At 38.3% G+C, this 24,877-nt stretch carries 31 protein-coding genes; 18 read left to right on the top strand and 13 right to left on the bottom strand.

The features are described 5' to 3' along the window. Positions 1-169: 169 nt before the first annotated feature. Positions 170-1,294, bottom strand: a complete 1,125-nt coding sequence (locus tag GSQ84_RS18800; protein WP_158798829.1) for a TlpA disulfide reductase family protein — start codon at positions 1,292-1,294, stop codon at positions 170-172. Between the two features lie 514 nt (positions 1,295-1,808). On the opposite strand from GSQ84_RS18800, the gene GSQ84_RS27825 reads away from it, so the two are divergent. From GSQ84_RS27825 to GSQ84_RS18780, 6 genes are all read left to right on the top strand, one after another. Then, positions 1,809-1,982, top strand: a complete 174-nt coding sequence (locus tag GSQ84_RS27825) for a hypothetical protein (protein ID WP_174238677.1) — start codon at positions 1,809-1,811, stop codon at positions 1,980-1,982. Between the two features lie 458 nt (positions 1,983-2,440). After that, the gene (locus GSQ84_RS18795) at positions 2,441-4,270 is read left to right on the top strand and encodes an ABC transporter ATP-binding protein (RefSeq protein ID WP_158798828.1); all 1,830 of its coding nucleotides are present in this window, start codon (positions 2,441-2,443) and stop codon (positions 4,268-4,270) included. A gap of 18 nt (positions 4,271-4,288) precedes the next feature. Further along, positions 4,289-5,065, top strand: a complete 777-nt coding sequence (locus tag GSQ84_RS18790) for an AraC family transcriptional regulator (protein ID WP_254070909.1) — start codon at positions 4,289-4,291, stop codon at positions 5,063-5,065. Positions 5,066-5,129: 64 nt separating this feature from the next. Continuing rightward, on the top strand, positions 5,130-5,222 hold the full coding sequence (locus GSQ84_RS27915; protein WP_216848982.1) for an FAD-dependent monooxygenase: 93 nt from the start codon (positions 5,130-5,132) through the stop codon (positions 5,220-5,222). Positions 5,223-5,327: 105 nt separating this feature from the next. Next, positions 5,328-6,227: an NAD(P)/FAD-dependent oxidoreductase gene (locus GSQ84_RS18785; RefSeq protein WP_216848980.1), complete on the top strand. Its 900-nt coding sequence runs from the start codon at positions 5,328-5,330 to the stop codon at positions 6,225-6,227. Positions 6,228-6,339: 112 nt separating this feature from the next. Continuing rightward, positions 6,340-6,744, top strand: coding sequence for a DUF2809 domain-containing protein (locus GSQ84_RS18780; RefSeq protein WP_216848979.1), 405 nt, complete (start codon positions 6,340-6,342; stop codon positions 6,742-6,744). A 145-nt stretch (positions 6,745-6,889) separates the two neighbouring features. Here GSQ84_RS18780 and GSQ84_RS18775 read toward each other — a convergent pair whose 3' ends face one another. Both GSQ84_RS18775 and GSQ84_RS18770 read right to left on the bottom strand, forming a co-directional pair. Further along, positions 6,890-7,777, bottom strand: a complete 888-nt coding sequence (locus GSQ84_RS18775) for an AraC family transcriptional regulator (RefSeq protein ID WP_158798827.1) — start codon at positions 7,775-7,777, stop codon at positions 6,890-6,892. A 76-nt stretch (positions 7,778-7,853) separates the two neighbouring features. Beyond that, the gene (locus GSQ84_RS18770) at positions 7,854-8,678 is read right to left on the bottom strand and encodes an SDR family NAD(P)-dependent oxidoreductase (protein WP_158798826.1); all 825 of its coding nucleotides are present in this window, start codon (positions 8,676-8,678) and stop codon (positions 7,854-7,856) included. A gap of 426 nt (positions 8,679-9,104) precedes the next feature. Here GSQ84_RS18770 and GSQ84_RS18765 point away from each other — a divergent pair, with 426 nt between their 5' ends. Then, complete coding sequence (locus tag GSQ84_RS18765) at positions 9,105-9,395, top strand: putative quinol monooxygenase (protein ID WP_158798825.1); 291 nt, start codon at positions 9,105-9,107, stop codon at positions 9,393-9,395. A gap of 56 nt (positions 9,396-9,451) precedes the next feature. Continuing rightward, on the top strand, positions 9,452-10,150 hold the full coding sequence (locus tag GSQ84_RS18760; RefSeq protein ID WP_158798824.1) for a type 1 glutamine amidotransferase domain-containing protein: 699 nt from the start codon (positions 9,452-9,454) through the stop codon (positions 10,148-10,150). A 268-nt stretch (positions 10,151-10,418) separates the two neighbouring features. On the opposite strand, the gene GSQ84_RS18755 is transcribed toward GSQ84_RS18760, so the two are convergent. The 4 genes from GSQ84_RS18755 to GSQ84_RS18740 are packed head-to-tail and all read right to left on the bottom strand — an operon-like array spanning position 10,419 to position 11,671. Continuing rightward, positions 10,419-10,727: a hypothetical protein gene (locus GSQ84_RS18755; RefSeq protein ID WP_216848978.1), complete on the bottom strand. Its 309-nt coding sequence runs from the start codon at positions 10,725-10,727 to the stop codon at positions 10,419-10,421. A 48-nt stretch (positions 10,728-10,775) separates the two neighbouring features. Further along, positions 10,776-11,021 (bottom strand): hypothetical protein, encoded by a 246-nt coding sequence (locus tag GSQ84_RS18750; protein WP_158798822.1) that lies wholly within the window; start codon positions 11,019-11,021, stop codon positions 10,776-10,778. A 31-nt stretch (positions 11,022-11,052) separates the two neighbouring features. Then, a complete protein-coding gene (locus GSQ84_RS18745) occupies positions 11,053-11,202 on the bottom strand; it encodes a DUF2256 domain-containing protein (RefSeq protein WP_158798821.1) in 150 nt (49 codons plus the stop codon). Beyond that, a complete protein-coding gene (locus GSQ84_RS18740) occupies positions 11,189-11,671 on the bottom strand; it encodes a DUF4385 domain-containing protein (protein WP_158798820.1) in 483 nt (160 codons plus the stop codon). The genes GSQ84_RS18745 and GSQ84_RS18740 overlap by 14 nt, the downstream gene beginning before the upstream one ends. 144 nt (positions 11,672-11,815) lie before the next feature. On the opposite strand from GSQ84_RS18740, the gene GSQ84_RS18735 reads away from it, so the two are divergent. Beyond that, the gene (locus GSQ84_RS18735; RefSeq protein ID WP_216848976.1) at positions 11,816-12,394 is read left to right on the top strand and encodes a GNAT family N-acetyltransferase; all 579 of its coding nucleotides are present in this window, start codon (positions 11,816-11,818) and stop codon (positions 12,392-12,394) included. Positions 12,395-12,465: 71 nt separating this feature from the next. On the opposite strand, the gene GSQ84_RS18730 is transcribed toward GSQ84_RS18735, so the two are convergent. Both GSQ84_RS18730 and GSQ84_RS18725 read right to left on the bottom strand, forming a co-directional pair. Continuing rightward, positions 12,466-12,711, bottom strand: a complete 246-nt coding sequence (locus GSQ84_RS18730; protein ID WP_158798819.1) for a DUF3253 domain-containing protein — start codon at positions 12,709-12,711, stop codon at positions 12,466-12,468. A 181-nt stretch (positions 12,712-12,892) separates the two neighbouring features. Continuing rightward, positions 12,893-13,531 (bottom strand): hypothetical protein, encoded by a 639-nt coding sequence (locus GSQ84_RS18725; RefSeq protein WP_158798818.1) that lies wholly within the window; start codon positions 13,529-13,531, stop codon positions 12,893-12,895. 331 nt (positions 13,532-13,862) lie between these two features. Here GSQ84_RS18725 and GSQ84_RS18720 point away from each other — a divergent pair, with 331 nt between their 5' ends. The 6 genes from GSQ84_RS18720 (at position 13,863) to GSQ84_RS18695 (ending at position 19,614) form a co-directional block, all read left to right on the top strand. Continuing rightward, the gene (locus GSQ84_RS18720; RefSeq protein WP_158798817.1) at positions 13,863-14,678 is read left to right on the top strand and encodes an SDR family oxidoreductase; all 816 of its coding nucleotides are present in this window, start codon (positions 13,863-13,865) and stop codon (positions 14,676-14,678) included. Positions 14,679-14,759: 81 nt separating this feature from the next. After that, positions 14,760-15,671 (top strand): AraC family transcriptional regulator, encoded by a 912-nt coding sequence (locus tag GSQ84_RS18715; protein WP_158798816.1) that lies wholly within the window; start codon positions 14,760-14,762, stop codon positions 15,669-15,671. A 135-nt stretch (positions 15,672-15,806) separates the two neighbouring features. Further along, on the top strand, positions 15,807-16,793 hold the full coding sequence (locus tag GSQ84_RS18710) for a glycosyl hydrolase family 18 protein (protein ID WP_158798815.1): 987 nt from the start codon (positions 15,807-15,809) through the stop codon (positions 16,791-16,793). 303 nt (positions 16,794-17,096) lie between these two features. Beyond that, a complete protein-coding gene (locus GSQ84_RS18705; protein ID WP_158798814.1) occupies positions 17,097-17,462 on the top strand; it encodes a BlaI/MecI/CopY family transcriptional regulator in 366 nt (121 codons plus the stop codon). Positions 17,463-17,464: 2 nt separating this feature from the next. Beyond that, positions 17,465-18,772: a M56 family metallopeptidase gene (locus tag GSQ84_RS18700; protein ID WP_158798813.1), complete on the top strand. Its 1,308-nt coding sequence runs from the start codon at positions 17,465-17,467 to the stop codon at positions 18,770-18,772. 38 nt (positions 18,773-18,810) lie between these two features. Continuing rightward, positions 18,811-19,614, top strand: a complete 804-nt coding sequence (locus GSQ84_RS18695; RefSeq protein ID WP_158798812.1) for a TlpA disulfide reductase family protein — start codon at positions 18,811-18,813, stop codon at positions 19,612-19,614. A 27-nt stretch (positions 19,615-19,641) separates the two neighbouring features. On the opposite strand, the gene GSQ84_RS18690 is transcribed toward GSQ84_RS18695, so the two are convergent. Beyond that, positions 19,642-20,274 carry an NAD(P)-dependent oxidoreductase gene (locus GSQ84_RS18690; RefSeq protein ID WP_158798811.1) on the bottom strand — a complete coding sequence of 211 codons (633 nt, stop codon included), beginning with the start codon at positions 20,272-20,274 and terminating at the stop codon, positions 19,642-19,644. A gap of 122 nt (positions 20,275-20,396) precedes the next feature. Between GSQ84_RS18690 and GSQ84_RS18685 the strand changes: the two genes are divergently transcribed. The 3 genes from GSQ84_RS18685 (at position 20,397) to GSQ84_RS18675 (ending at position 22,688) form a co-directional block, all read left to right on the top strand. Further along, positions 20,397-20,759 carry a MerR family transcriptional regulator gene (locus GSQ84_RS18685; RefSeq protein WP_158798810.1) on the top strand — a complete coding sequence of 121 codons (363 nt, stop codon included), beginning with the start codon at positions 20,397-20,399 and terminating at the stop codon, positions 20,757-20,759. A gap of 116 nt (positions 20,760-20,875) precedes the next feature. Further along, entirely contained in the window at positions 20,876-21,796 is a 921-nt protein-coding gene (locus tag GSQ84_RS18680; RefSeq protein ID WP_158798809.1) for an SDR family NAD(P)-dependent oxidoreductase, read from the top strand. Positions 21,797-21,887: 91 nt separating this feature from the next. Then, on the top strand, positions 21,888-22,688 hold the full coding sequence (locus GSQ84_RS18675; RefSeq protein WP_158798808.1) for an AraC family transcriptional regulator: 801 nt from the start codon (positions 21,888-21,890) through the stop codon (positions 22,686-22,688). A 215-nt stretch (positions 22,689-22,903) separates the two neighbouring features. On the opposite strand, the gene GSQ84_RS18670 is transcribed toward GSQ84_RS18675, so the two are convergent. Genes GSQ84_RS18670 through GSQ84_RS18660 form a run of 3 tightly spaced genes read right to left on the bottom strand, consistent with a single transcriptional unit; the run spans position 22,904 to position 24,795 of the window. Beyond that, on the bottom strand, positions 22,904-23,482 hold the full coding sequence (locus tag GSQ84_RS18670) for a Crp/Fnr family transcriptional regulator (protein WP_158798807.1): 579 nt from the start codon (positions 23,480-23,482) through the stop codon (positions 22,904-22,906). 30 nt (positions 23,483-23,512) lie between these two features. Continuing rightward, a complete protein-coding gene (locus GSQ84_RS18665; RefSeq protein ID WP_158798806.1) occupies positions 23,513-24,199 on the bottom strand; it encodes an alpha/beta hydrolase in 687 nt (228 codons plus the stop codon). A gap of 35 nt (positions 24,200-24,234) precedes the next feature. Then, positions 24,235-24,795, bottom strand: coding sequence for an ester cyclase (locus GSQ84_RS18660; protein WP_158798805.1), 561 nt, complete (start codon positions 24,793-24,795; stop codon positions 24,235-24,237). Between the last annotated feature and the right edge of the window lie 82 nt (positions 24,796-24,877).

Genomic DNA, 24,877 nt, shown 5'->3' with positions numbered 1-24,877 from the left:
ACGAACGATTAATGGTGAGGAACACAAACTAAAATTGAGCCAATCTGCCATGATACATTGAATTTGTATTGTGATACAGACTCAAAAATATCTGGAAGGATGTTGGCAGAAATCGGTGAATTTACAGTGCTACGTTCTAAAGTAATGCGGCAATATTTTTCATCCTCCTTTACCGACAAATAGCACTTTTGATATAGTTTTCAATATGCTCGATACCGACATCTGTTTCATCAGAATTATAAATGATAACCCCTCTTTTATTAACTAATAAGCACGTGGGTATGGAATAAACGCCAAAAGATTTTTGAATTTTACTTTGGCTTGGCTTTAGCCTTTCTGAGACATTTATCCAGTCAAGTTGATGTACGGAAACGTGTTCTTTCCATCGGCTTACATTGTCGTCGTTATTGAAATAGACAACTTTTAATCCCCTGTTTTTATAGATCCGGTATAACTCTTTCAGTCGTGGTAATTCTTGCTGGCATGGTCCGCACCAGGTAGCAGAAAAAACGATCATGTAATTTTGCCCTGCCAATGAACTGTTGCTGAAGGGTTTATTATTGATGTCATTTACATGAAATATCGAAGCTTTGTTTCCAGTTCGGGAAGCATTTTTGTGAGTTATGAGATCGGTATTTTCAGTGTATACCTGTTTACCTAAAGCAGAATGTTTTAGAGTATCCCCAAATCTTGCAAAGGTGTTCAATATGTTTTTCGAATAATCAGGGTTACTGCTGCTTCTGCTGAGCAAGTATAAGTAGATTAAACCAGCATAATCATCAGGATAAGTTTCGAGTTGTTTCAACTGTTCTTTTGTGATCTGGGCCATTAAATCCTCAGGTATTTTAAGAATGCCATTCACTCTTGCCGGTTTTGAATAATGATCTACTTTATCATCAAGAATATTATCCATTTTATTAAAAATTTGATTGCCTTTTGTATCAGACTTTATTTTTAATAATTTGGATTGTCCATCTGGCAATTCGACATTTATAATATTTTTTCCTGAGTCAACAATAAGTCTGGTTGCAATAAGCTTGCTGTTACCTGATACACTAAATGTTGCGATATTACTTGGTTGATTTACCCTACCATTCACTATTGCAGAACCTCCTTCAAAAACGAATGAATCAATTTGTATTGGAATAAAGATGTTATGGTTATCAAAGATATTAAGGTAGATTTTTTTGCCTTCCAATGTTTGGCTGTTAATCGTAAGCGTGAAATTGGATTGGCCGGATACAATAGCGAAGCAAAGTCCTGAAAATAGCGTTAAAAATAGTTTTTTCATCATAGTGATATGAGTTGTTTCAGCATGAATCGCCATCCTTGATATAGAATCAAGCAAAACTCACAGTTAAAGGTTGCTGGCCGCAACCCAAGCAAAGAGTTAACAGCCCCAACTGACAGCACATTTTAAGTTTATATTTTGGTTAATTTAGAACATCAGTATCTTCTGACTGATAATTTTACCTGTTTATTGATATTTTCATAAGTTTAACCTTATAAATATATCATAAAAAATAAACATAAGTAAAGAACATCACTTTTTATTTCTTATTTTTCTTTTTATAAACAAAATGAATTTGATCAAATTGAAGTCATCGCAAAGCGCTGATGAAGTTATTTTATGGCTATAGTTACAGCCATAAGATGGCCTAAAAAACAAAAAATCAACAAGGCAGCGTGCCGAAGGTGAGCGTTAATTAAGTTCTTTAACTTAACTTTTTAAAACATAAATCCAGGAGCCCTGTTATAATGGATGTCTATTGACGCTTGCTTCATTACATAAATTAAAAATTACAGTTATGAAAAATCAACAAGATTCAAAGCACTCAGTAAATGGTCAAGGTAATCCAACAGCTGATCGTGCACACCACGATGTGAAAAACGACAAAAAACAACAAGGAATAACTAATGGCGGTGGTCAGCGTTCCGACCAGACTTCGAATAAAGACAATGAGCGGAAACGCGGAGAATAGTCTTTCAGAAACATATATACCAAGCCTCTTCCAAATCTGGGAGAGGCTTTTTTGTTTCTATACATCAACCAGTAAGATAACCACTGCCTGACCATACAAAATTAACAGTAGTACCTCCTCCCCTGTTTATTCTGCTCCATTCACTTTGTCATTTGATGGATAAAAAAACTATTGTAATGTTAGAATCTTTTTGGTTCTCATTCGTCTTAACTATTATGTAGAACTTATTATTTTTAAACATGTCCCATAAAGAGCATGTGAATGTAATCTTAGGACTGGAACATGAATTGGCTTTAAAAGCCTAAGAAGATGTGAATTTTCAAGTGAAAAACAGGTTCATTATACAATAACTTAATAAAGACGCTGAACCGGGAAGCATTGCTGATCGGCTCAAATATCACACAAATCATAGTTTATTAAAGCTAACGGTTTTGAATACTGTATATTAACATCAAATAATGGCAAGACAACAACTAAACAGCGGTAACGCATCGGGCATAGAATTATCAAAGGCAAAGCTAACCAGGGAAACCTTAACGCATGTTGCACGTTTACTCACTTATTTAAAACCATATCGTGGTAAATTCATAGCGGCTTTATTCTTTTTATTTCTATCCAGCTTAGTGGGGCTTGCCTTTCCATCGTTCATAGGTGCACTTATTGATACTGCCCAGGGTAAACGCACCAGCGATTATTTACCAGCCACCATACAGGGTATCCTGGTATTAGCTTTTATCGTATTAGCATTACAGGCGGTGGTGTCCTATTTCCGGATACTATGGTTTGTTAACGTCGCAGAGCGCTCATTGGCCGACATCAGGCGGGATACCTACTTCAAATTGGTTACGCTACCGATGAACTTCTTTTCCAACCGAAGAGTTGGCGAGCTCAACAGCAGAATATCTGCCGATTTATCACAGGTTCAGGATACACTGACCACTACCATCGCCGAAATGTTAAGACAGGCGGTTTTACTGGTTGGAGGTATCATTTTCATGGCTATCATTTCGAAAAAACTGGTATTTGCGCTGCTGCTGGTGCTACCAGTAATGATTGTCTTTGCGGTTTTCTTTGGCAGGTTCATTAAAAAGATTTCGCGTCAGGCTCAGGATAAAATGGCAGAATCCAATACCATAGTTGAAGAAACCTTATTGGGTATAGCCAATGTAAAAGCTTTTGTAAACGAAGCATTTGAAGCTACCCGTTACAGTAATACCATTCACGACGTGGCCAATATCGCTATTAAGGGTGCAAAATTCAGAGGTATGTTTGTCTCCTTTATTGTGCTTTGTGTTTTTGGAGGTATTTTGGCTGTTGTAGGTTATGGTTGCGTTTTGGTAAGTCACCATGAAATTACCTTCGGCGAACTCTTGAAATTTTCTCTTTATGCGATGTTTTTAGGAAGCTCTCTCGGCAGTTTTCCGGAGCTGTTTGCCAACGTACAAAAGACTGTAGGCGCCAGCGAAAGGGTATTGGAAATATTGGCAGAAGAAGGTGAAGATGTCTCCATAAACGAAACGGATAACCTGGTGAAACAAAAAATAGAAGGAAACCTGTCGTTCCAAAATGTCAATTTCGCCTATCCATCGCGACCAGAAATAGAGGTATTAAACAGTGTTTCCTTTGAAGCCAGAGCGGGGCAGAAAATAGCTATCGTGGGCCCAAGTGGTTCTGGAAAATCTACCATTGCCGGATTGATCTTACAGTTCTATCATCCGCAAAACGGAGAAATACTGTTTGATGGCAAAGCAGCTGATGAGTATTCACTGACTGATATCAGAAGCCAGGTAGCCATTGTTCCGCAGGATGTGATGTTATTTGGCGGTACAATACTGGAAAACATTGCCTATGGCAAACTAAGTGCTACAAAAGAAGAAATCATACAATCGGCGAAACGGGCAAATGCCCATCAGTTTATCACTTCATTCCCCGAAGGATATGAAACGGTGGTTGGGGAACGCGGCGTCAAACTATCAGGCGGTCAGCGCCAGCGTATTGCTATTGCCCGGGCATTGCTGAAAAACCCATCGATATTGATTTTAGATGAAGCCACTTCTGCCCTGGACTCAGAATCAGAACGTTTAGTGCAGGAAGCCCTGGAAGAATTAATGAAAGGCCGTACTTCAATCATTATCGCACATCGCTTATCTACCATTCGTGAGGCCGATTTGATTATGGTGCTGGAGAAAGGTCAGATCATTGAATCGGGTAGTCATCAGGAACTAATGAGCAGTGAACAGGGATTGTACAGATATTTAAGCGGGTTACAGTTTGAGGTGGCACCTTAATAGTTAAAGTAACCCTGTATGTCAAAACAATATCAGATGAGAAATGTCGAAATCCAATACCAAAGAAATCTGCCCGACAAATCGTTAACAGAGTTTGTTGAATGTTTTTGGATGGTTGAAAATTCAACAGGAATGGAAAAAGACGTTATTGTGATGCCTGATGCAAATTTCGATTTAGTTCTTACAAAAGATAAGGACGAACCATTTCAAATTTACTTACTTGGTCTTGGCACATTGTACGATAAAAGAAAAATTGAAGCTCATACAAAGATGGTTTTTATTAGTTTCAAACTTCTGGCAGCCGAATACTTATTGCATAAATCTATAGCAACGCTGATCAACAAGTTTGAACAATTACCAAATAACTTCTGGGATTTTGAAGAATCCGACCTCAATGATTTTAATGCTTTTTCCCTTAAAGCTTCTCAAAAAATTAAAATGTTAATTCCGACTAACATTGACCATCGAAAACAAAAACTATTCGATTTGATTTATTCATCAAATGGAGAACTGACCATTGCAGCTTTTTCAGAAAAATCATTTTGGAACAGCCGACAAATAAACCGCTACTTTACCCAATACATAGGAATATCATTAAAAGCTTACCGTAATATCCTTCGTTTTCGGGCATCTTTTGAACAAATCAAAAAGGGTGAGCTCTTCCCTGAATTAAATTATTCCGATCAGGCACATTTCAGTAGAGAAGTAAAAAAACTATCAGGTGTAAACCCAAGAGAATTGCACAGAAACAAAAACGACCGATTTATTCAAGTTTCTGCCATCGGCAAGAAGTAATTTTGTGGTGTATCCAGTGGCTCAATAGGCTTTGCTGGCTAATTATTCATAAAATAAAAATATCATGTTATTAAAAAATAAAAAAGTAGGCATTATAGGTGGTGGCCCTGTTGGTTTAATGCTTGCCAAACTTTTGCAACAACAGGTGCAGAGGTAACAGTATACGAACGCGATGAAAGTGCAAATGCCAGAATTATGGGCGGCACATTGGATATCCACAAAGAAACCGGACAAAAAGCACTAGAAAAAGCAGGGCTTATAGATGCTTTCTACAAAATTGCCAAAACCAACTGGCGAAAGGGCAGCAAATATTGATGGCCAAATTGTTATGGAAGAATTTCCAGACGATGAACACCTTTATGACAGGCCCGAAATTGACAGGAATGATTTGAGGAAATTACTGATTGAAAATTTAACCGACGGTACAGTTGTTTGGAACAGGAAATTTATTTCGCTGGAAAAACATAAAGAAGGCTATAATTTATATTTTGATGGCAACATAGTAGAAACCGTTGATTTAGTAATTGGAGCGAATGGCGGAATGTGTAACTTTAGAAAGCATGTTACAGATGCTAATCCTGAGTATACAGGAACAATTATTATTCAGGGTGAGGTTCTGCAGCCCAATATCGAATGCCCAAACTTTATGGAAATTTGTGGAGATGGAAATTTAATGGTGATGGGTGAACAAAAAATGCTTTTCTCACAAAATAAAGCCAATGGAGCATTAAATTATTATGTTTCATTTCAAAAACCTGAAAACTGGCTGAAGGAACACAATTTAAATTTCAAAGATAAAAACACAGTTGTTTCCTTTTTAAATGATCTATTGGCAAATTGGAATGAAAGCTATAAAGAACTGTTTGGGGCAACGTCAGCCTTTACGCTTTTACCCATGCGAAAAATGTCACTTGACCAATCCTGGAAGACAAAAAATAATATTACATTAGTTGGAGATGCGGCACATGTGATGCCACCCTTTGCGGGAATAGGTGTAAATATTGGATTTTTGGACGCCCTTTATTTAGCTGAAAACCTAACAAACGGACTGTTTGAAAATATCCAGCAAGCCATTCAAAACTATGAAGTTAAAATGTTTGAATATGGATCAAAAGCCCAGCAAGACACTGCGGAAGCAGAAAATCAAATACATTCAGACTAAGACATACTCAACATTATGAAAGATAGATCATAAAAGCATCCTTTTTTTTAACGGACAGGCTTTGAAGGCGTTCAAGCCATAATTTTAGTTATTAAGCATTTTAAAATACACGGTGAATAGTAATCAGCATTATCATCAAGTCAAAAGCAGAAATTGGAGGATAAGATCAACCTATGCCCTATTAGTCATTATCGTGATCGCATTAGGTATCTTATCGAGAAAAGTAGCGGCCATACCGCCAATTACCGGTGATGTATTATATGCAGTAATGATGTTCCTGATCATCAGGTTTCTCTTGATCAGGCTAAATTATAAAACCGTCGCACTCATCAGTTTATCAATATGTTATTGTATTGAACTCAGCCAACTTTATCAGGCGCCCTGGATCAATCAGATTAGAAATACAACGCTAGGTGGCTTAGTATTGGGTCATGGTTTTCTCTGGAGCGACATGATAGCTTATACTGTAGGAACGGTTATTTGTTTGCTGGCGTTTAAATTTTTTTCACGCAAATAGTAGTTACAGGCCCCTATCATAGGTTGGTTGACCAATTCTTGAACAATTATCAGTATCAATATTTTCATTCACAACTATCTTTATGTTTACTGCTTTATTATAAATAAATTAAATTCCTCTGTTACTCAAACTAAGCACTTGCTTATTAATTCGGATATTGATTTTTAAACTGCTTAGGACTCATACCAGTCTCTTTTTTAAATAAGCGGGAGAAATAAGGTGGATTTTCGAAACCTAACAGATAGGCGGTCTCAGCTATAGTATGATCTCCCTGATTCAGTAAATTCTTAGCCTCTGAAACCAGGAACATTTGTATCAGATCCATCGCCGTCTTGCCGGTTTCCTGTTTCAGCAAATCACTCAGGTAACGTACAGACAAATTTAGTTCAGCTGCAAACATAGCTACCGTTGGTAAACCTTTTTCCTGCAGCAAACCTTTTTCAAAATATGCCGACAATACTTCATTGAACTTAGTTACAGTAGTCCCTGAAAGTATAAAACGGTTGATAAATTGCCGTTTATAAAAACGCATAGAATACTTAAGAATAGATGCAATGTGTCCAAGAATGATATCGCGGGTAAATTCATCCTGGTTATTATGATATTCAGTGGCTATCTTTTCATAAAGTTCCCATATAATCTGTTGCTCTTTTGAAGAGACGTGAAGCGCTTCATTCAGCTCATAATTGAAATAACTATACTTTTTTATCTCCGTATATAAAGGATGACCGCTCAGATAATCTTCATGAAACCATATTTCAAAACCATCACCATCTAAGGCGATGTCCTTCATTTGTATCGTCTGATGAGGCTTTAAAAAGTACATCGAGCCGCTTTCATGATCATAGCGGGTTTTCCCATACCTAACTTCTCCGCTGCTAAATTTTTTGAAGGAGATGATATAAAAATCAGTTGTCACCTCATAGCTGGAAACACTCCGTAGCGGATTACATGTAAACAGTGTAAGCAGAGGATTCTCTGGTGCGGGATAATCGTTACAGCGATGAATATCACTTAAGCTCTTAAAATGCATGATTTTTACAATTAGAGTTAGCCCATGTATTGAGCACGGGCTAACTATTTAATAAATTTACGATTAATTCTTTCAATTATAAACCATGGGCTTTAATTGAAACATCCTTCCAGCTTTCCCATAAAGCAAGCCGATCGGCATAAACATATTGAGCTAAAGGAAGTGCTTTCTTTCCTAAAATCAATCTCAATGGTGGATTGGCCGTATCTACAAGGTTTAAGATGGCTTCAGAAGTTGCATTCGGATCTCCGTAAACATCAGCAGCTGAAAATTCAGGATGGGCATATAATTCGGCTTTCATCGTATCATAAGCGGCAATAGCATTGCTTTGAACAGAAGCGCTGTTAAAGTCAGTGGCATATCCGTTAGGCTCTACGATAGTGACATGAACACCCAACCCTTTTACTTCCTGTGCAAGCGCTTCACTCAACCCTTCCACAGCAAATTTAGTTGCACTGTAAAGGCCTACTGTAGCAAACGCATAGATACCAAGGGCGCTGGATAACTGAATAATATGTCCGTGTCCCTGTGCCCTTAGAATAGGTAAAGCAGCTTGCGTCATCCATAAGGTTCCAAAAAAGTTAGCATCGAAAATATCTCTGGCCGACTGCTCTTCAGTTTCCTCTACTGCACCAAAAACACCCATTCCCGCATTATTGATTACCACATCAATCTTACCGAAATGTGCATTTGCTTTTGCAATAGCATCGAAACAGGCTGCCCTGTCAGTTACATCAAGTTCTAAGGGTAAGAAAGCATTTCCATATCTGGAGGCCATATCCGTTAAACCGTTCATATTTCTTGATGTGGCAATAACATTGTCACCACGATCTAAAAAGGCTTCCGCCCATATTTTTCCAAACCCGCGGGATGCACCCGTAATAAAAATTGTCTTTGACATTACTTTATAGTTTTAATAAGACAAAACTACAGCCATGATCACGGAGAAAGTTATACAGAATACCACTATACATATACATTTATACAGTAATCACATTCAAGTTTCTTAATCAATCGGCAGAAATCCCCTGCCTTTAAAGTAATGATTAAAATAATTGGAGTATACCGGCTGAATTGGATTATCGGAAAATGATCTTAGTAATTGCGAAATGATAATAAGCATATTAATTTCTAGTCCCAGAGAGGTGTGACTTGTCTCACAATCAGCAGCATGAGCCATTTCTGTGACCTGCATCACATAATTTGGGTTGCATTTTTAATGTGATGCAGGTCACAGACCTTTCTTCTCTTTTAAACGGAGTTTTGTCATGTCAACAGCGGGAAGCTGTAAACAACAAACCAATTTAACCACTCGAATATTAAAAAAATGGAAAAAGAAGTAATCGTAAAATGGAAGATCAAAGAAAATGAAACTTCAAGGATACTGGGCCTGTTACCGGAGCTGGTAGAAAAAACAAGGGCCGAAAAAGGAAATCTTGCTTACAACATTTACCAGTCGGTAGAAGACACGAATGTCCTTATCCTTCATGAGCGGTATGTTGACACTGACGCCGCTGATGCCCATAAAAATTCAGCACATTACCAGAAAATAGTAGTCGGACAGATTGTTCCGCACCTGGAAATCCGCGAAGTATCCAGCGTAAAAAAGCTGTATTAATCAGCCAGATAAAAACCATCTCGTAAATGTTTAACCAACTTCTAAAACACAATGTCATGTTAAAAAAAATATTAATCATCGTTTCTAATGCAACAGTTATTGGACCGAAACACAGAAAAACAGGCGTATTTCTTGATGAAGTAGCCCACCCTTATGTTGAGTTTGATCATGCCGGTTATGAAATCGACTTTGCGAGTATAACCGGAGAAGTACCTGGTTTGGATAATCTGGAAGCAAAGGATGAAGTGATGAACGCAGAGTTCCTAAACGGCGGCGGCTGGGATAAAATGCAGCATAACCGCAAACTTGAAGAAATTGATGTAAGTGTGTATGATGCTATATTTATGCCTGGTGGCCTTGCCCCAATGGTTGATTTCCCCGAAAACCCACTTCTTAAACAAGTAATCAAAGAAACTTATGAGCGTAATGCCATAGTTGGTGCAGTGTGCCATGGCCCGGTATCATTGTTTAATGTTAAATTAAGTGATGGAACGTATCTGCTTAAAGATAAAAATATCACTTCTTTCACCAGCGAAGAAGAAGAAAACTACGCAAAAGCAGATGTTCCTTTTGATCTTCAAACAGCCTTAACAGAACAGGGAGCTATATTTCATGAAGCTACACCCTGGTCTTCAAATAGCATAGTTGATGGAAACCTGGTTACTGGTCAAAACCCTGCATCGGCAAGTGCCGTTGGTAAAAAAATGATTGCACTCTTAGAAGGTAAATCAGAGCCGGAATTGGCGAGATTATAATTTTAATTATCAAGGGGGCGCCAGAAACGTGTCCCCTTACAACATAAACTTCATCTGGCACGCCGCTTAATTTGGGAATCCATGCGGTGATCAGCCGAACACAATCAACGAATTAAAACTAACCTTTCATTAGTTCAAAATATCAGCGATTTCCCTAAAGTCGTTAATGTGTATTTTACCTGAGTGGATTTCTATATTGGAAGATGATAAATCCAGCTGACGCAATCTTTCCGAGAATTGAGGGCGTTGATACAGAGTTGGTTTTATCCTAAAGATCACGGAAGTTAAAAGCATAGGCAATTTTTAAACTGGCTATCGGGATAAGCCCATCGCCAAATCCCCTTTCTACTTTGATCAGATCGGTGTTAAATACAAATTCAAACTTATTTCGTTTATCCAGCATCAGCTGATAGCCTAAACCAGCCGTACCTCCTATTCCTAAACCGGCAATATCTTCATTGCCGCCGGCCGTGTAAAAGGTTGGTCCAAGTCTCACAAAAAAATCGGGGATCAGGTAATACCTCACTGCCAGGTCTATATGAGCCAAATCTAACGACTCTGCTTCTCGAATATACATGGGACCGTCGGGGCCACTGAACAAAGACCTTTTTCCATTTACCCTGTCTTACCCTATTGATGGTTCAAAACCCCATTTGCTGTTAAAAGCGATATTGCCCTGCAACGCTACGCTGGTGCCAAATTTGTAAGCATATGCAAATGGTTTGTTCTCGCCGAAACTTATCCCCAAACCGCTCCTGGATTGCGCAAAACTTCTTTGAGCATCCACAATAAATAATGAAAAGAATAAGAGGAAGCTTAAAAAAAGAATAAGCCTTGTTTTGTTTCCGAAGTTATAGGAGTTGTTTTTCATACAGGTAATAGCTCAACTTGACTAATCAAATTTAAGAAATAGTTTTACGTTGTTGCCTGCATTTATCCGAACAGTATTTTACTTCATTCCAAACCTTTTCCCACTTTTTCCGCCAGGTAAAAGGCCGGCCGCAGGTAATGCACAACTTTTCAGGTAAATCTTGTTTTTTAACCCCTTTCATGTTTCCATTGTTTTTTCTGGTTAGCATATTCTCCGTTGGCTTCCGCGGCTTTCCATTGCTTATAAAAAATGGCGGCCGCAGCCGCTTTCTCAGGATCACCGGTGCCGCGTTCCAAATGCGCATAATCATTTGTCGCATCATACTTTTTTCCGCCTTTATAATTTGCATAACGCCGTGCACGGGTATATCCCATTTGCAAATATTTACGTGCCATATCTGCACCCACAAACTCACCGTCCTTCAAATAACTTAAGAATTGCTGATAAATTTTCCCTGCACTGGTCTGTGCTATTTCCTCGGTCTTGAAACGCCAGTTTATACCAATTTCGCTTTTATAAGGCTGGCAAATTAAAACACCCTGTTCGCCTTTTCCAACATGGTAAAGTTCAGGATGGTTGCGATAATCGATGTCGGGTTTCCATGCGTATGAAGGTTTGTCGAAGTTCAAATAAGAAGGCTGCTCATTCATGGCTAAAATACATATCGGATGGTAAAATAAGAAGTCATTTCAGTATAGAGATTGATCAGTTCATCAACCAATTCCCGCTTCATATTGTTTTTATACCGTATGGATTGTGAGTAAATGATCGATTGTCTTTTCACGCAGCACTTTATGATTAACTCATTTGAAACTACCACAAATTATAGCTATACCAACAATTGCTGGTCTGTTTACCTTATATTTGATCAATGCTTTAGTTTAATGTATAGTTATCCTCCATATCCAAATTTTCCAATACTCGCATCTGGTGACGTTATATTGCGCCAGGTCACTACCGCTGATGCCAAAGAGATTATAGACATTTCTTATTATGATGGTGTTCAGGCAACTACTCTTAATCAAGCAATAGAAATGCACGAAAGAATAAACCAGGATTACCTCCAGGGTAATTCGATTCACTGGATTATTGTGGATACACAAAGTGCTGCTATCGTTGGCACCTGTGGATACTATCGTGGTTTTGCTGACAATACTGGCGAGCTCGGGTATCTTTTAAAGCCCTTTTTTGTGGGAAAGGGATATATGACTAAAGCACTGGAACTTGTTATTTCTTTTGGTAAAAATACTATCGGGCTCAAAAAGGTTATCGCGATAACCGAGATAGAAAATATTAAGTCGCAAAATGTATTAAAACGTTTAGGTTTTACGAAGCAGGATGAGCACGCTGAATACATTACGTATGCATACTAAGAAGCATTAATGGTTAATTAAGAAAAAATTTAATGTTTTAGTTCGATTTACTCTATTCTACAACATCAGGGTCAAATGATTTTAATGCGAATAGGTCCTTTAATATGATTCACATCAACAGGTATCCCCTTCTGTGTGATCACCACCTTACCTTGATTATGCAAATCAATAGCCACATCAACTACGTTTTTCATGTGTTTACGCCAGTCGTCAGGAAACAGCATACGGGCAATTTCGGATGGACAGGTACTTTTTTCAGGGCCACGCTGTGCAGCGATAGACAAAATCGCCGGTAATATATCTGTTTGCCGTTGCATATGGTTCTAACAACTAAATATCAAGCAAATTGCAAGCCAATAAGTCCATACAAAAAAGGGGTTGATGATTCATAACAAGAAGCATCAGGTACATGGTCAAAAAGGGAATTTTTCAGCAATATCTTCGTGATTATCCTCAATATTATGGGGGTTTATTCCGTATATATTTTTATACCAGTTATCATTTGTTTGTTGGAGTAAATGAGTTTACTTCTTTCCCCTGGGCATCCAAAAAGCTGATGCTGCTTTTACCATTTGCTTCAACCTTTAAAACAAGTCGTTTTTTACCAATAGAATCCATTAGGGCAACTTCTGAATTACCTTGTTCGTCGCGCCCAACCCAAATTCTTGACGGATCTTTTTTTGTATCTGGATGACTATCTGATATTCTAAGCCCGGCAAAGCGGTTTTCACTGTCATTTACCCCAACAAGTTGTACCTCCTGATTGCCTGCATACCTATCAAAAGATAGGCTTCCGCCAGCATCGATCACCTGCCCTTTAACATTTTTTTTACCCCCAAAAATTAAACCTCCATTTTCAGCCCCTTCATCATTATAAAAAAGCATTCCAGCCTGCGGCCGTTCTTCAGTCACCAATTTTCCATTAACAGTCATGCTCGTCCCTGGAAACCTTTTGCGATTTGAAAGCAGTAGTCGTACTGTTCCATCAGGCTCAACTATCTTGATTTGTTCCGCTTCTAATTCCTTTACTTTCAGTTGAGAAGGCGCTTGCTTAAAGGCCATAAAAACTGTTCCGGTAAATGCTATGGTTACTAATAATGAATACACAAATAAGAAAGTTTGATTATACTTTTTCATATTTAATAAAAATTGATGTTTAACTGTTTAAAACCTGTATGCGTAAATAAGACGATGTTTCAATTAACAGGTTACAATAATTTCGAAAAAAATCACTGTTATTACCAAGTTGCCAGAATAGACTGTTTTAAATTTCATCAAGGATAATTTTCTATCAAACACGCAGATAATTAATCACATGAAAAATCTAAGGCATTAAGCCTTCCTACAGATTTGTGGGTAGAAGGCAGTTTTTTGAACGTTAATCCGTAAAAACTATACAAATCTCCTGAATTCGTCTTATCTGCCATCTAATCGTTGTTCCGATCTTTACCATATTAAAATCAACGAAATGAGAAAGACAATCTTAATAACAGGAGCAAGCAGTGGTTTAGGAAAAGAAACCGCAAAATTATTTCAGCGTGAAGGTTGGAACGTTATTGCAACGATGCGTAACCCGGAAAACGAGACGGAACTGACTTCATTAGATCATGTTTTGGTGACTAAAATAGACGTTCTGGATTTAGATTCTATAACCAACGGTATGAATGAGGGTCTACATCAATTTGGTAAGATTGACGTCTTACTCAATAACGCAGGCTACGGTGCCTATGGGTCTTTAGAGTCTTTTCCAAGAGAAAAAATTCTCCGCCAGTTTAATACCAATGTGATTGGTCTTTTAGATGTCACCAAAGCAGTACTACCGCATTTTCGTGAAAATAAGAGTGGAATGATCATTAATATTTCTTCTATTGGGGGCAAAATGACTTTTCCCTTAGGTGCTTTGTACCACGGAACGAAATTTGCCGTGGAAGGGATTTCTGAATCTTTAAAATATGAAGTAGAACAATTTGGAGGGAATATAAAAATTATCGAGCCTGGAGCTATTGACACTGACTTTACAGGTCGTTCCCTTGATTTCAGTAACGATGAATCCCTTACAGCATACCAACCCCTCATTGGAAAGGTCATGTCGGCGATGCAGTCATTATTTCAGCACGCATCACCAGCAAGTGTAATCGCTCAGGTCATTTACCAGGCAGCGACTGATGGTAAGAATCAACTCCGGTATACCGCAGGAGAAGATGCCGGGGTCATGGTCGCAAACCGGAAACAATATGATGATGAATCTTTTATGGCAGGAATAAAAGCCACCTTTGGAATTTAATTCATGCTTAAAATGAATATTGAAGCTATTGCATAGGTAATGGCTTCAATATTCCTGATATTTACGAAAACGCTATATTTAATGAGCAACTTTATTCATCTGCAAACGATCTCAGAAATGTTTGACTTATTTGGATTGCATCAGCATATCCAGCATCCTTTAATTGGTGTGGTTGATTTTAGCAAGGTGAAAAAACACACAGATGGTGAGCTGAAAATTTCTGCAGATTACTACTCCATGATGTTCAAAAATTATCCCAAAAACAACATTAAATATGGGCGCAAGATGATCGATTTCCAGAATGGAAGTTTGATCTGCATGGCACCTAACCAGGTTATTGAGATTGAAAATGAGGATCAAGCGTCAGAAAATATAACGGGTTGGGGATTGTTCTTTCATCCTGATCTGATCAGGGCGACTTCATTGAATGACAAAATGAACGAATACAGCTTTTTTTCTTACACAACATCGGAAGCACTTCATTTATCGGAAAAGGAACAGCAAGTGTTGTATGACTTTGTAGTTAAAATTGATAGTGAACTCAAAGAAAACATAGATGTATATAGCCAAGCCATTATTGTTTCGACAATCGAACTGCTGCTAAATTATTGCACCCGTTTTTACGGACGGCAGTTTATTACCAGGAAAAATTCCCATCATTCAGTAGTTTTCCAAATAGAGAAAATTCTCACAGAACACTTTACCTCGAATAATATACACATAACAGGCATACCTACCGTAAAGTATCTGTCTGATCAGGTTCACTTATCACCTAATTATTTAAGCGATTTACTCAAAAAGGAAACCGGCAAAAATGCTCAGGACCATATCCATTTCTATTTAATCGAACAAGCCAAAAGCACTTTATTAAGTACCGATAAATCAGTAAGTGAGATTGCATATGCATTAGGTTTTGATTACCCTCAATATTTTAACAAACTTTTTAAACAAAAAACCGGAAAAACCCCTACACAATTCAGGAATATAAATTGAAGGTTTAATGATTTCAATTTAGTTGATCAGGCGTTTCCTCCCCCAACCCATCAAATCCCTTTGGCAATGAGATAACAGCACAATGGAGGTTTGCAGATAAAATGTTAATTTAATAGATTAGCAAAAAGAACAGAAGTGAAAAACAGATTTTGGATTGCAGTTTTATTTATTGTGGTAATTTTAGGGGTACAAAAAAGCAGCGCAGGCATAACATTGACTGTTCCTGGAAAAAACCCCGGTTTTAAAATCATTGGCTACTTGCTACAATCTGATATTGCAGCAGGAAATGCAGCGAATTTTGATTTTACCAGGATAACCCATCTTAATGTCGCTTTTATCAATCCTGATCAAAATGGCAATTTTCCGGTATTCAGCGGTTTAAGCACTATCATTGCCACTGCCCATCAAAAAAATGTTAAAGTTATGGCTTCTATTGGCGGAGGCTCTGCACCAGCATATTATGCTACTTTACTGGCAGACAGCAGTCGTAATGACTTTATAAAAAAGCTGGTAGAGGTCGCTGTAACTAATGGTTTTGATGGGGTAGATGTCGATTTGGAAAGCACACGCATTGATAACAACTATGAAAATTTTGTTACGGGACTTGCTGCTGCCTTAAAACTAAAAGGCAAAATGATCACCGCAGCAGTGGCTACAGCTTATGGCACTCAATACACAGATAAAGCTTTATCCCAGTTTGATTTTATCAATATCATGTCTTATGATAAAACCGGTCCCTGGAACCTTTCAAATCCTGGTCAGGATGCGCCTTATGATATGGCAGTGGACGATTTAACCTATTGGAGTACCACTCGAGGTATAAAAAAAGATAAGCTTAATCTTGGCGTACCTTTTTACGGTTATGGTTTTGGAACAAACGCACCTTCCAGCATTAGCTTTAAAAATTTGGTTGCCCAATATCCTGGGGCTGAAAACACAGATCAGGTAACATTACCTGGAGGAGGCATTATTTATTACAATGGAATACCCACCATTAAATCCAAAGTACAGCTGGCTTTACAAAAAGCTGGTGGCGTAATGATGTGGCAATTGTTACAGGATACTACTGGCGACCTGTCATTGCTGCATGCGATTAACGCAACCATAGCTGGCCATAATTAGCTAATTATCAGTATTAATACTTTCCCAGGTTGATAATCTGGTTTGTCCACCTGGTTTCTTCTACAGCGTCAAGCAAACATAAGGCACAGTTAGCATAAGACATCAAATTAAAAGATATGCTCTCTTTAACTCCTGCCTTGCACCGCCCAGTAGGCTGACTGTGTGATAAACCCGAAACCCTGACACCTAGCAAATCACCATCAGTTTCGTATTCTCAATGATCTCAAATTCAGCTATAAAAACAATTAAAAATTAAATTACAATTGTAGTTGATAAATTACATTATTAATTCTACATTGCAGTATGAAACGAAGACTAAGTGAAAAAGAAGAAGCATTGATGAAGATCACCTGGGAACAAAAGAAAGTTTTTGCAAAAGAAGTTAGAGAATCATTACCTGATCCTAAGCCACATATCAGTACTGTTTCTACTATGATGAGAAGACTTGCAGAGAAAGGTTTTTTAAAGATTGAAGATTTTGGAACTACCCATCGTTACTCCGCTGCAATTTCCATGAAAGAATATACAACACGTTTTGTAAAACCGCTGCTAGCAGGCTTGTTTAATAATTCCATCAAAAATGCGGTTACCTTTTTTGCAGAACAGGAAGAAATTTCTGTAGCAGAATTAAAAGAAATTATGGAATTGATAGAAAAGAAAAACAAATAATCATGGAAAACCTACTCTCCTACCTGGTTAAAGTTAATGTTGTATTTACTGTACTTTTTCTATTATACTATCTGTTTTTTAGAAAAGAGAAGTTTTTGGTAGCAAATAGGTTCATTCTTATAGTTGTCCTGTTTGCTGGTTTTATATTTCCTCTTTCCCCTGCTTTAAATTTTGGACAACCGTTACTGAAAGCACAAAATCAGGTCAGGCCTTCTCTCTCTTCAGGACATCCATTGCAGATAGTCCCTTTAGGCCCCGGCACGGTATCAAAACATCAGGTACCTTTTGATTACCCTGGGTTAGCTATCAAAGTTTATGTATTAGTAATTATCGCCTTGTTTTTTGCTTTTATATGGCACCTGATTCAGCTTGCAATGATCATTAAAAAAAGCAGTAGAAAAAAGTACCGCGGAATAATCTATTGTGATCCATCCTCTTCTACTTCTCCCTTCTCTTTTTTCCATTATATCGTGATTTCACCTTCTACATTTGATTCAGAAAGATATCGTCAAATCATCTTACATAAGTGTGCACATGTCAGACAATGGCATAGCCTGGATGTATTACTCACCGAAATTTCCTGTATAATTCTCTGGTTCAATCCGCTAATCTATTTATATCATCGACAGGTAAAACTAAACCTTGAATATTTGGCTGATGAGGCTACACTGAATACCGGGGTTGATGCCAAAAGCTACCAACTTACCCTGCTTGCAACTGCTTTAAAAACGCCCATATATCTTCCTGCAAATTCTTTCTTTTCTTCAAAATTGAAAGAGCGGATCCATATGATGAACAGATCGGCACCGCAGCCAGCAAGGGCGAGCGGGTACTTTTTATTTTTGCCGGCTGTGCTTTTGCTATCTGCGTTTACAGGATCTAAAAAGAACAAAGTTATGGAAACCAGGCTAAAGCAGTTAATCACCAAAAACATTTCCATACCTCAGTCCACAAAAGAGCTACCCTTATTAATTGCTAAACCAGTAAAAAAAGTAGTACACAAAGCTGCTACCGCTCGTAGGTTACTATCCAAAATAACTATCGATGCAACTACTGACACAGTGAAGTTTAACCTGGTTCCTGATAGCACAGGACAGGTAAAACGATATAAAGGAATCTTTGTAATTGACGACAAAATTATACTTACTGACAAGCAGGTAAGGGATTCAATAAAATCCGCTGGTAAGCTGAATTTCGTGATGACAAGAAGGCCAATATTTGGCTTTTTCACACCAAAGGATAGTGCTGCTATTAAATACTGGGGCAAAAAAGCGGGCAAGGGTGTAATTTTTATGCAATTGTACAGGTAGAAAATATTGCCATGACTTTTAAATCGCCCATCACTGAGATGAAGACAAACTATATTGCCACAGGCGGTAAAGAGCAAACTTTGCAAACCCAATTGGATCAGCTTGAGCGAAAATATGAGCGGGTCTACCTTTCTGCTTATGATAGCGTCACCAGAAAATTATATGTAGACAGCATCCAGAGATCCAGACTAGTTAAAGTATTTAATGTGGCAAATGATGCCTTTATGAATATTTACGTGTCCTTTGGAAAAAAACATATTGACTCCTACCTCGGCCTTGATATTATTTATCGAAACAGAAATTCTATCCCAAAGGATTCTGTAGTCCTCCTCTATAAAGCTTTACCAGCATTTCTGAAAAACACGGGCAATGCAGTAGCTCTAAAGGTTTTCATCTCAGAAAACCTTGTCAAAAAAGGAGATCATTTTAAGGATTTTCAAGTACTGGATATCCAGGGTAAACCATTTAAACTATCCGCGCTTAAGGATAAATACATCTATCTGACTTTCGGCAGCCTTGGCTGTGGACCATGTAGAATGGAAAACAAAGAGATCAGTAAAAACTATGATTCACTATCAAAGAATGTAGCTCTTGTTAATTTTTCATTAGACGTTAATAAAGTAGAATGGGAAGCTGCCGCTAAGGCTGATGGAATTATATGGTACAATGTTTCTGACATGGCCGGAATGTCAGGGAAAATTAAAACCCTTTATGGCGTTCAAGCTATGCCTACTTCATTCTTGATTGACAAAAATGGAATCATAGTAGAAAAATTTGATGGATATAGCCCTGATAATTTTAAAGAGGTGGAGCGCATTGTTAGTAACCCTCATGTGCTATAACGATGATCAGATGTCTCAACCTGGGTACTAATATTTACCCACGTTGATGATCTGGTTTGTCCACCTGGTTTCTTCTACAGCATCAAGCAAACATAACGCACAGTCAGCATATGACATCAGGTTAAAAGATATGCCCTCTTTAACTCCGGCCTTGTATAGTCCAGTAGGTTGGCTGTGAGCTAAACCCGAAGCCCTGACAATCACCCACTCCATTTTACTTTTTTCTATAGCTGCTTCAGCGATCACTTTGTCTTTGTAAGAATCCTTATAATAAATACGGAATACCTTAATGGCCAGCCTGGTCAAAAGAGAAAACTCTTCGCCGTCTGATTGTACAAACCCACTCATAAAAACAAAACGTTTTACACTATTGAGTTCACAGGCTTTTACAATGTTGGTGGCTCCTAAAGACATTAAATTACCCACTTCTTTATGTTTAGCCGGGCCAAAGCAGCTGATTACAACATCAATATTTCGGAGGGATGATACAAGGCTTTCCAAATCAGTGACATCTCCTTTTACTACTTTTAAATTTCCCTGCACCGGTATAGAATTTGAAGATCTTTCAACAACTGTAACGTAATAGTTTGATTCTAATGCTAGTCGGACTAATTCTTTCCCGGTGGAACCTGTACTTCCAATGATTGCTAAATTTTTCATTTCAAATATTTGTTTTAGATAAAAGAATTTTGATTTGGCAATGTTAGATAGTAGTTTTACAATATACAAGTATAGAGTATAGTCTATACATCAACTATAGTTATCAACATTATCACAGGATCATGCTAATCAACGAATTATCAAAACGAACAGGAGTTACCATCCATACATTGAGGTACTATGAGAATCTTGGATTGATAAAAGGCAATACCGATGAAACCGTAAAATCCAATACATACAAACAGTATGATGAAATCCTGGTAGAAACCTTAAGTTGGATTATAGCCTCAAAAAAAGCAGGTTTCAGCTTAGCTGAAATCAATACCCTATTACAGGAATGGTTTGATGAAAAACTAACGCTCAGTGCGAAAGTAGAAATAGTGGATAAAAAGATCAACGAAGTTGATCTTAAAATCAAGCAACTGAAAGAAGTCAAAAAATTTCTGCTGGAGGCGAAGAAGGATGTAGAAAAAGGATTATGCTAGCAACTTAGCAATCTATCCTGGGCTTTTAGCGACAATAACATTGGGCTTTTCACGCAAACAGATTAAAATTATACAGCTGATATTTGTGGTATAGTTTTAATTAAATAGTGAAAATCATGTCAAATACAATGTTGGAAGATAAAAAAGCATACATTATTACCGGCCCCACCTCCGGCTTTGGTAAGCTGGCGGCCTTTGAAATAGCTAAAAAGAATATAGTCGTTTTGGTGGGTCGCGACCGAATAAAACTCCACGAGTTAAAAAATTCAATAAACCAAAAAGGCCAACAAGCTTTTGCCGTAGTGTGCGACCTTTCAGATATGGCCAGCGTGAAACGCGCAGCCAATGAAATCATTGCGCTTCAACTTCCTCTTGCTGGCTTATTGAACAATGCTGGCATTATGCAAATGCGTCCTACAAAAAATGCCCAGGGTTGGGACATGACTTTTGCAACCGACCATCTGGGCCCTTTCGCCCTAACCGAAGCACTCCTTCCCCATCTGCCTGATGGTGCACATGTTGCCTTTGTAGCATCAGGTGTAGAAGATCCTGAGCGAAAACCAGCAAAGACGGCGGGCTTCCGTGGTGGGCGTTTTCTGTCTGTAGAAGCAAGCGCTCGCGGCGAATGGATGGCCGGAGGATCTAAAATGCCAGGTGCCGATGCCTATGCAACGTCCAAACAATGCATTCTGGCGGCAACATTCGCGCTGGCACGGGAAAACCCAAGGTTACGTATCAATGCCATTGAGCCAGGATTTACGCCTAATACCGGCCTTGGCCGGGATGCTAACGCCTTTTTCCGTTTTTTGGCTAATTACTTGCTGCCATTGCTTGCCCCCCATTTGAAATACTGGAGCACACCTAAGTTAGCTGCAAAACTGGAGGCCGATGTACTTACAGGGTCTTCTAACGAAACTGGAGTCTATTATGATGAAAAAGGGGAACACATGTTAGGTTCTGAATTGGTGCGCAGACCAGCATTTCAAGATGAAGTAGTTACCCAGACAAGGAGTTTTTTATCAAAGTTTAAATCATAAACAACAGGCAAAAACTATGTAATTTTGTGATCGGTGCCCAATAGCCGGCGGTAAAAAAACAAAACCCGCGAGGGGAGAAATTTAATACGAAATGAAAACTTCTGTCAACAAAACCTGCCTTATCGGACCTGCCATAACGCAAGAACAATTTATTGCCGAGCACCTCTTTTTTTATATGGTAAACGGAACGATGAGTGGTTATTACGGCGGTAAAGATTATACCTTGCGGACAGCTGAATATGGAATTGTCCGCAAAAATCGTTTGAGCCGTTTAAACCAGGGAAAAGACAACCATAAGGCAGAAAAGATAATTTTCGTGTTTGATGAATCATTTTTGAGAAAATTCCAGGAAAAACACAAGTTTGTTTCATCACCTTTCAAATCGGATGAATCATTTTTGGGATTACCGGAGAATAATTTGATCCCGCATTTTATCCAATCTTTATTACCTTATTACAACCATCGGGGAGAAATGGACAATGCTTTTTTTGATGTCAAACGGGAAGAATTACTGCTTATTTTATTGCAATTACAACCCGAACTATCCGGGGTGTTCTTTGACTATGGTATACCTGCAAAAATAGATCTGGAAGAGTTTATGAACCGCAATTACCGCTTTAACGTAGGTATTGAACGCTTTGCTTACCTTACAGGAAGAAGTTTATCGGCTTTCAAAAGAGATTTCAATACCGTATTTGATGATTCGCCCAGTCGCTGGCTGGTGCGAAAACGTTTGGAAGATGCATATTTCCTCATCGACAAAGCAAACAAAAGACCATCTGAAATTTATATGGACCTGGGGTTTGAAGGATTGTCTCATTTTTCATTTGCCTTCAAGAAATTGTTTGGATATTCACCTTCTCAATTGGCGGAAGGGAAAGTAGGGTTATGATAATTGATATCTGCATTCAGCATATTGTTAATATACCGGGTTAGCCAGATCATCGTAAAATGAATATTCGCTGGGTTAGCCAGATTTTCGTAAAAAAGAAGCCGACAAAGTCTCAAACGGCGAAGAAGGAATTGAGCAAAGGAATTTAAAAAATATTTTCCCCTTATTGATTGCAAATTCCTAAATAGGCTATTTTGCTTTAGTCTTTGAAGTATTTAACTGAAAAGCTGCTTCCTGATCCGGCTCAGGCTTTCTGGCGTTATACCTAAATATGAAGCAATATAAATCAACGGAATACGGGCAGCGACGTAAGGATGTTCATGGATCAGTTGCCGGTATCTTTCTTCGGCATGATCGCTTTGTGCAGCATGATGTCGCTGTTGTAAAGTTACATAAGCCCGCTGGTAGAGCTGTCGAAAGAACCGTTCCATCTGCGGAATTTGTTCGAACAATGATTCCAGATCATGATGAGGCAACAATAGAACCTCACTATCTTCAATCGCTTCAATATTAATATTTCCAGGTGATTGACTTACGAAGCTGGATAAATCAGCTATCCAGTGCCCTTCAATAGCCAGCTGTAATACATGCTCATTACCAACTTTATCTATCGAATAAGACCGAAGAGCACCTTTTTCAACAAAATATATGTATCGGCTAGCTTCACCTTGCATGAGTAAGGTCTTTCTTTTCTTTACGAAACGTTTGGTAATATGCTGTTCTATCACTTCAAAATCAGTTTCACTGATCCTGGCGTATTTATTAAAACTTTCAAAAAGCAGGGTTGATATCATAGGGCATCATTCACCCTTGCAATCTAATAATTAATAAGCATTTTTTTCCAGGGAGGTTTGCAGCCAAATGGAGAGGTCATCAAGCTCTCTTTCATTAATGGTATGCCCCATTTCATATTCATGATAGACCAAATTCGGGGTAAGACCCCGCAAATAATCTTTTGCTTCATCAGCATAACTAAGCCTCAACACAGCATCCTGTTTGCCATGGGCAATAAAAACCCTCAACTGTGCCAGTGCCGGCCCGGGTTTAATCAGTGGTTTTACCTCTGGCAATAAGCGGCTGCTCAAAATAAAAATCCCTTTAAATTTCTCAGGGAAAGTTAAACCAACACTATAGGACATGATTCCCCCCTGGCTAAATCCACCTATAAATACCTCATCAGCATTTATATCATAAAGCTCAATTAGCTGTTTAACGAATATATTCAAGACTTGCCTGCTTTTTTCTGCTTGCTCAGGATTAATCACCGGTTTGCCTGCAGACATATCCACCTGAAACCATGCATACCTACCAGGAGCAATGGTATAAGGTGCTCTTGCAGAAACAACAACAAATTCTGTCGGGAATTTACTGGCCAGGGAAAACAAATCATCTTCATTACTTCCTACTCCATGCAGTAATAAAATTAAACCTGGCTTTCGGTTTTCGCTGCTTGCCTCACGGATCTTATATGCTAAAGCCGTATCCTTTACGGTACTATTTTTATCTTCCATTTGTTTATTAAATTTGGGAATGGTACTGCTATTTATTATTTGGCCAGGATCTGGTCCATATATGCCTTATTGTCCCAAAATAAGTGTTCCTCTATCATCACACCGTCTTTCCAAATTCCAATGGTAGCCATTGGGATGTTGAATTTTTTGCCGGTCGGCTGGATAAACTTGCCGCCACCAATGGGCATTGGTTTAGTGAATGTACCCTGAAAAACGCCGGTTACCGCCGTAAACTCACCTGAACCGAAACGGATTGGATGCTGTTTGATACGTGTATCCGGAGCATAAACAAACAAAGCCTTCATGTCTTCAATATGTTTTTTCAAACCAACTGTTACATGTCCGTCGGGCCAGAAAACTTTGATATCTTTTGCGTGGCTCTCGTGCATGCGCACCCATTTCTGGTTACTGAAGACTGTAAAATCCAGTGTATCAAATCTTGTTAAATGCTGTTGTACTAATTTGTCTGCTGCAGTTAATTGTTTCAATTCTTTCTGCATTTTCTGAACTTCCTGTTTTGTCTGTGCCTGGCCATATAAAGTAGTTCCGGCCATTATAGTTAGCGTAAGTGTTGCGGTTATAAAAAGATTTTTCATTTTGAAAGATTTTAGGTTGTCATTATTGACATCACAAAAATGTCCGTAAAAACAATAATTGTATTTGACGTAGGGTAAGAAA

The organism is Pedobacter sp. L105, from assembly GCF_009765875.1.
In the GTDB taxonomy this organism is placed as follows: domain Bacteria; phylum Bacteroidota; class Bacteroidia; order Sphingobacteriales; family Sphingobacteriaceae; genus Pedobacter.
The sequence above is the reverse complement of the archived record's forward strand: the minus strand, read 5'-3'. Positions and strand labels throughout refer to the sequence as shown.

Bases quoted from the DNA above. Each gene is read 5' to 3' on its own strand.
- GSQ84_RS18800 (WP_158798829.1), bottom strand. From the start codon at position 1,294: ATGATGAAAAAACTATTTTTAACGCTATTTTCAGGACTTTGCTTCGCT.
- GSQ84_RS27825 (WP_174238677.1), top strand. From the start codon at position 1,809: ATGAAAAATCAACAAGATTCAAAGCACTCAGTAAATGGTCAAGGTAAT.
- GSQ84_RS18795 (WP_158798828.1), top strand. From the start codon at position 2,441: ATGGCAAGACAACAACTAAACAGCGGTAACGCATCGGGCATAGAATTA.
- GSQ84_RS18790 (WP_254070909.1), top strand. From the start codon at position 4,289: ATGTCAAAACAATATCAGATGAGAAATGTCGAAATCCAATACCAAAGA.
- GSQ84_RS27915 (WP_216848982.1), top strand. From the start codon at position 5,130: ATGTTATTAAAAAATAAAAAAGTAGGCATTATAGGTGGTGGCCCTGTT.
- GSQ84_RS18785 (WP_216848980.1), top strand. From the start codon at position 5,328: ATGCTTTCTACAAAATTGCCAAAACCAACTGGCGAAAGGGCAGCAAAT.
- GSQ84_RS18775 (WP_158798827.1), bottom strand. From the start codon at position 7,777: ATGCATTTTAAGAGCTTAAGTGATATTCATCGCTGTAACGATTATCCC.
- GSQ84_RS18770 (WP_158798826.1), bottom strand. From the start codon at position 8,678: ATGTCAAAGACAATTTTTATTACGGGTGCATCCCGCGGGTTTGGAAAA.
- GSQ84_RS18765 (WP_158798825.1), top strand. From the start codon at position 9,105: ATGGAAAAAGAAGTAATCGTAAAATGGAAGATCAAAGAAAATGAAACT.
- GSQ84_RS18760 (WP_158798824.1), top strand. From the start codon at position 9,452: ATGTTAAAAAAAATATTAATCATCGTTTCTAATGCAACAGTTATTGGA.
- GSQ84_RS18755 (WP_216848978.1), bottom strand. From the start codon at position 10,727: ATGTATATTCGAGAAGCAGAGTCGTTAGATTTGGCTCATATAGACCTG.
- GSQ84_RS18750 (WP_158798822.1), bottom strand. From the start codon at position 11,021: ATGAAAAACAACTCCTATAACTTCGGAAACAAAACAAGGCTTATTCTT.
- GSQ84_RS18745 (WP_158798821.1), bottom strand. From the start codon at position 11,202: ATGAAAGGGGTTAAAAAACAAGATTTACCTGAAAAGTTGTGCATTACC.
- GSQ84_RS18740 (WP_158798820.1), bottom strand. From the start codon at position 11,671: ATGAATGAGCAGCCTTCTTATTTGAACTTCGACAAACCTTCATACGCA.
- GSQ84_RS18735 (WP_216848976.1), top strand. From the start codon at position 11,816: ATGATTAACTCATTTGAAACTACCACAAATTATAGCTATACCAACAAT.
- GSQ84_RS18730 (WP_158798819.1), bottom strand. From the start codon at position 12,711: ATGCAACGGCAAACAGATATATTACCGGCGATTTTGTCTATCGCTGCA.
- GSQ84_RS18725 (WP_158798818.1), bottom strand. From the start codon at position 13,531: ATGAAAAAGTATAATCAAACTTTCTTATTTGTGTATTCATTATTAGTA.
- GSQ84_RS18720 (WP_158798817.1), top strand. From the start codon at position 13,863: ATGAGAAAGACAATCTTAATAACAGGAGCAAGCAGTGGTTTAGGAAAA.
- GSQ84_RS18715 (WP_158798816.1), top strand. From the start codon at position 14,760: ATGAGCAACTTTATTCATCTGCAAACGATCTCAGAAATGTTTGACTTA.
- GSQ84_RS18705 (WP_158798814.1), top strand. From the start codon at position 17,097: ATGAAACGAAGACTAAGTGAAAAAGAAGAAGCATTGATGAAGATCACC.
- GSQ84_RS18700 (WP_158798813.1), top strand. From the start codon at position 17,465: ATGGAAAACCTACTCTCCTACCTGGTTAAAGTTAATGTTGTATTTACT.
- GSQ84_RS18695 (WP_158798812.1), top strand. From the start codon at position 18,811: ATGAAGACAAACTATATTGCCACAGGCGGTAAAGAGCAAACTTTGCAA.
- GSQ84_RS18690 (WP_158798811.1), bottom strand. From the start codon at position 20,274: ATGAAAAATTTAGCAATCATTGGAAGTACAGGTTCCACCGGGAAAGAA.
- GSQ84_RS18685 (WP_158798810.1), top strand. From the start codon at position 20,397: ATGCTAATCAACGAATTATCAAAACGAACAGGAGTTACCATCCATACA.
- GSQ84_RS18680 (WP_158798809.1), top strand. From the start codon at position 20,876: ATGTCAAATACAATGTTGGAAGATAAAAAAGCATACATTATTACCGGC.
- GSQ84_RS18675 (WP_158798808.1), top strand. From the start codon at position 21,888: ATGAAAACTTCTGTCAACAAAACCTGCCTTATCGGACCTGCCATAACG.
- GSQ84_RS18670 (WP_158798807.1), bottom strand. From the start codon at position 23,482: ATGATATCAACCCTGCTTTTTGAAAGTTTTAATAAATACGCCAGGATC.
- GSQ84_RS18665 (WP_158798806.1), bottom strand. From the start codon at position 24,199: ATGGAAGATAAAAATAGTACCGTAAAGGATACGGCTTTAGCATATAAG.
- GSQ84_RS18660 (WP_158798805.1), bottom strand. From the start codon at position 24,795: ATGAAAAATCTTTTTATAACCGCAACACTTACGCTAACTATAATGGCC.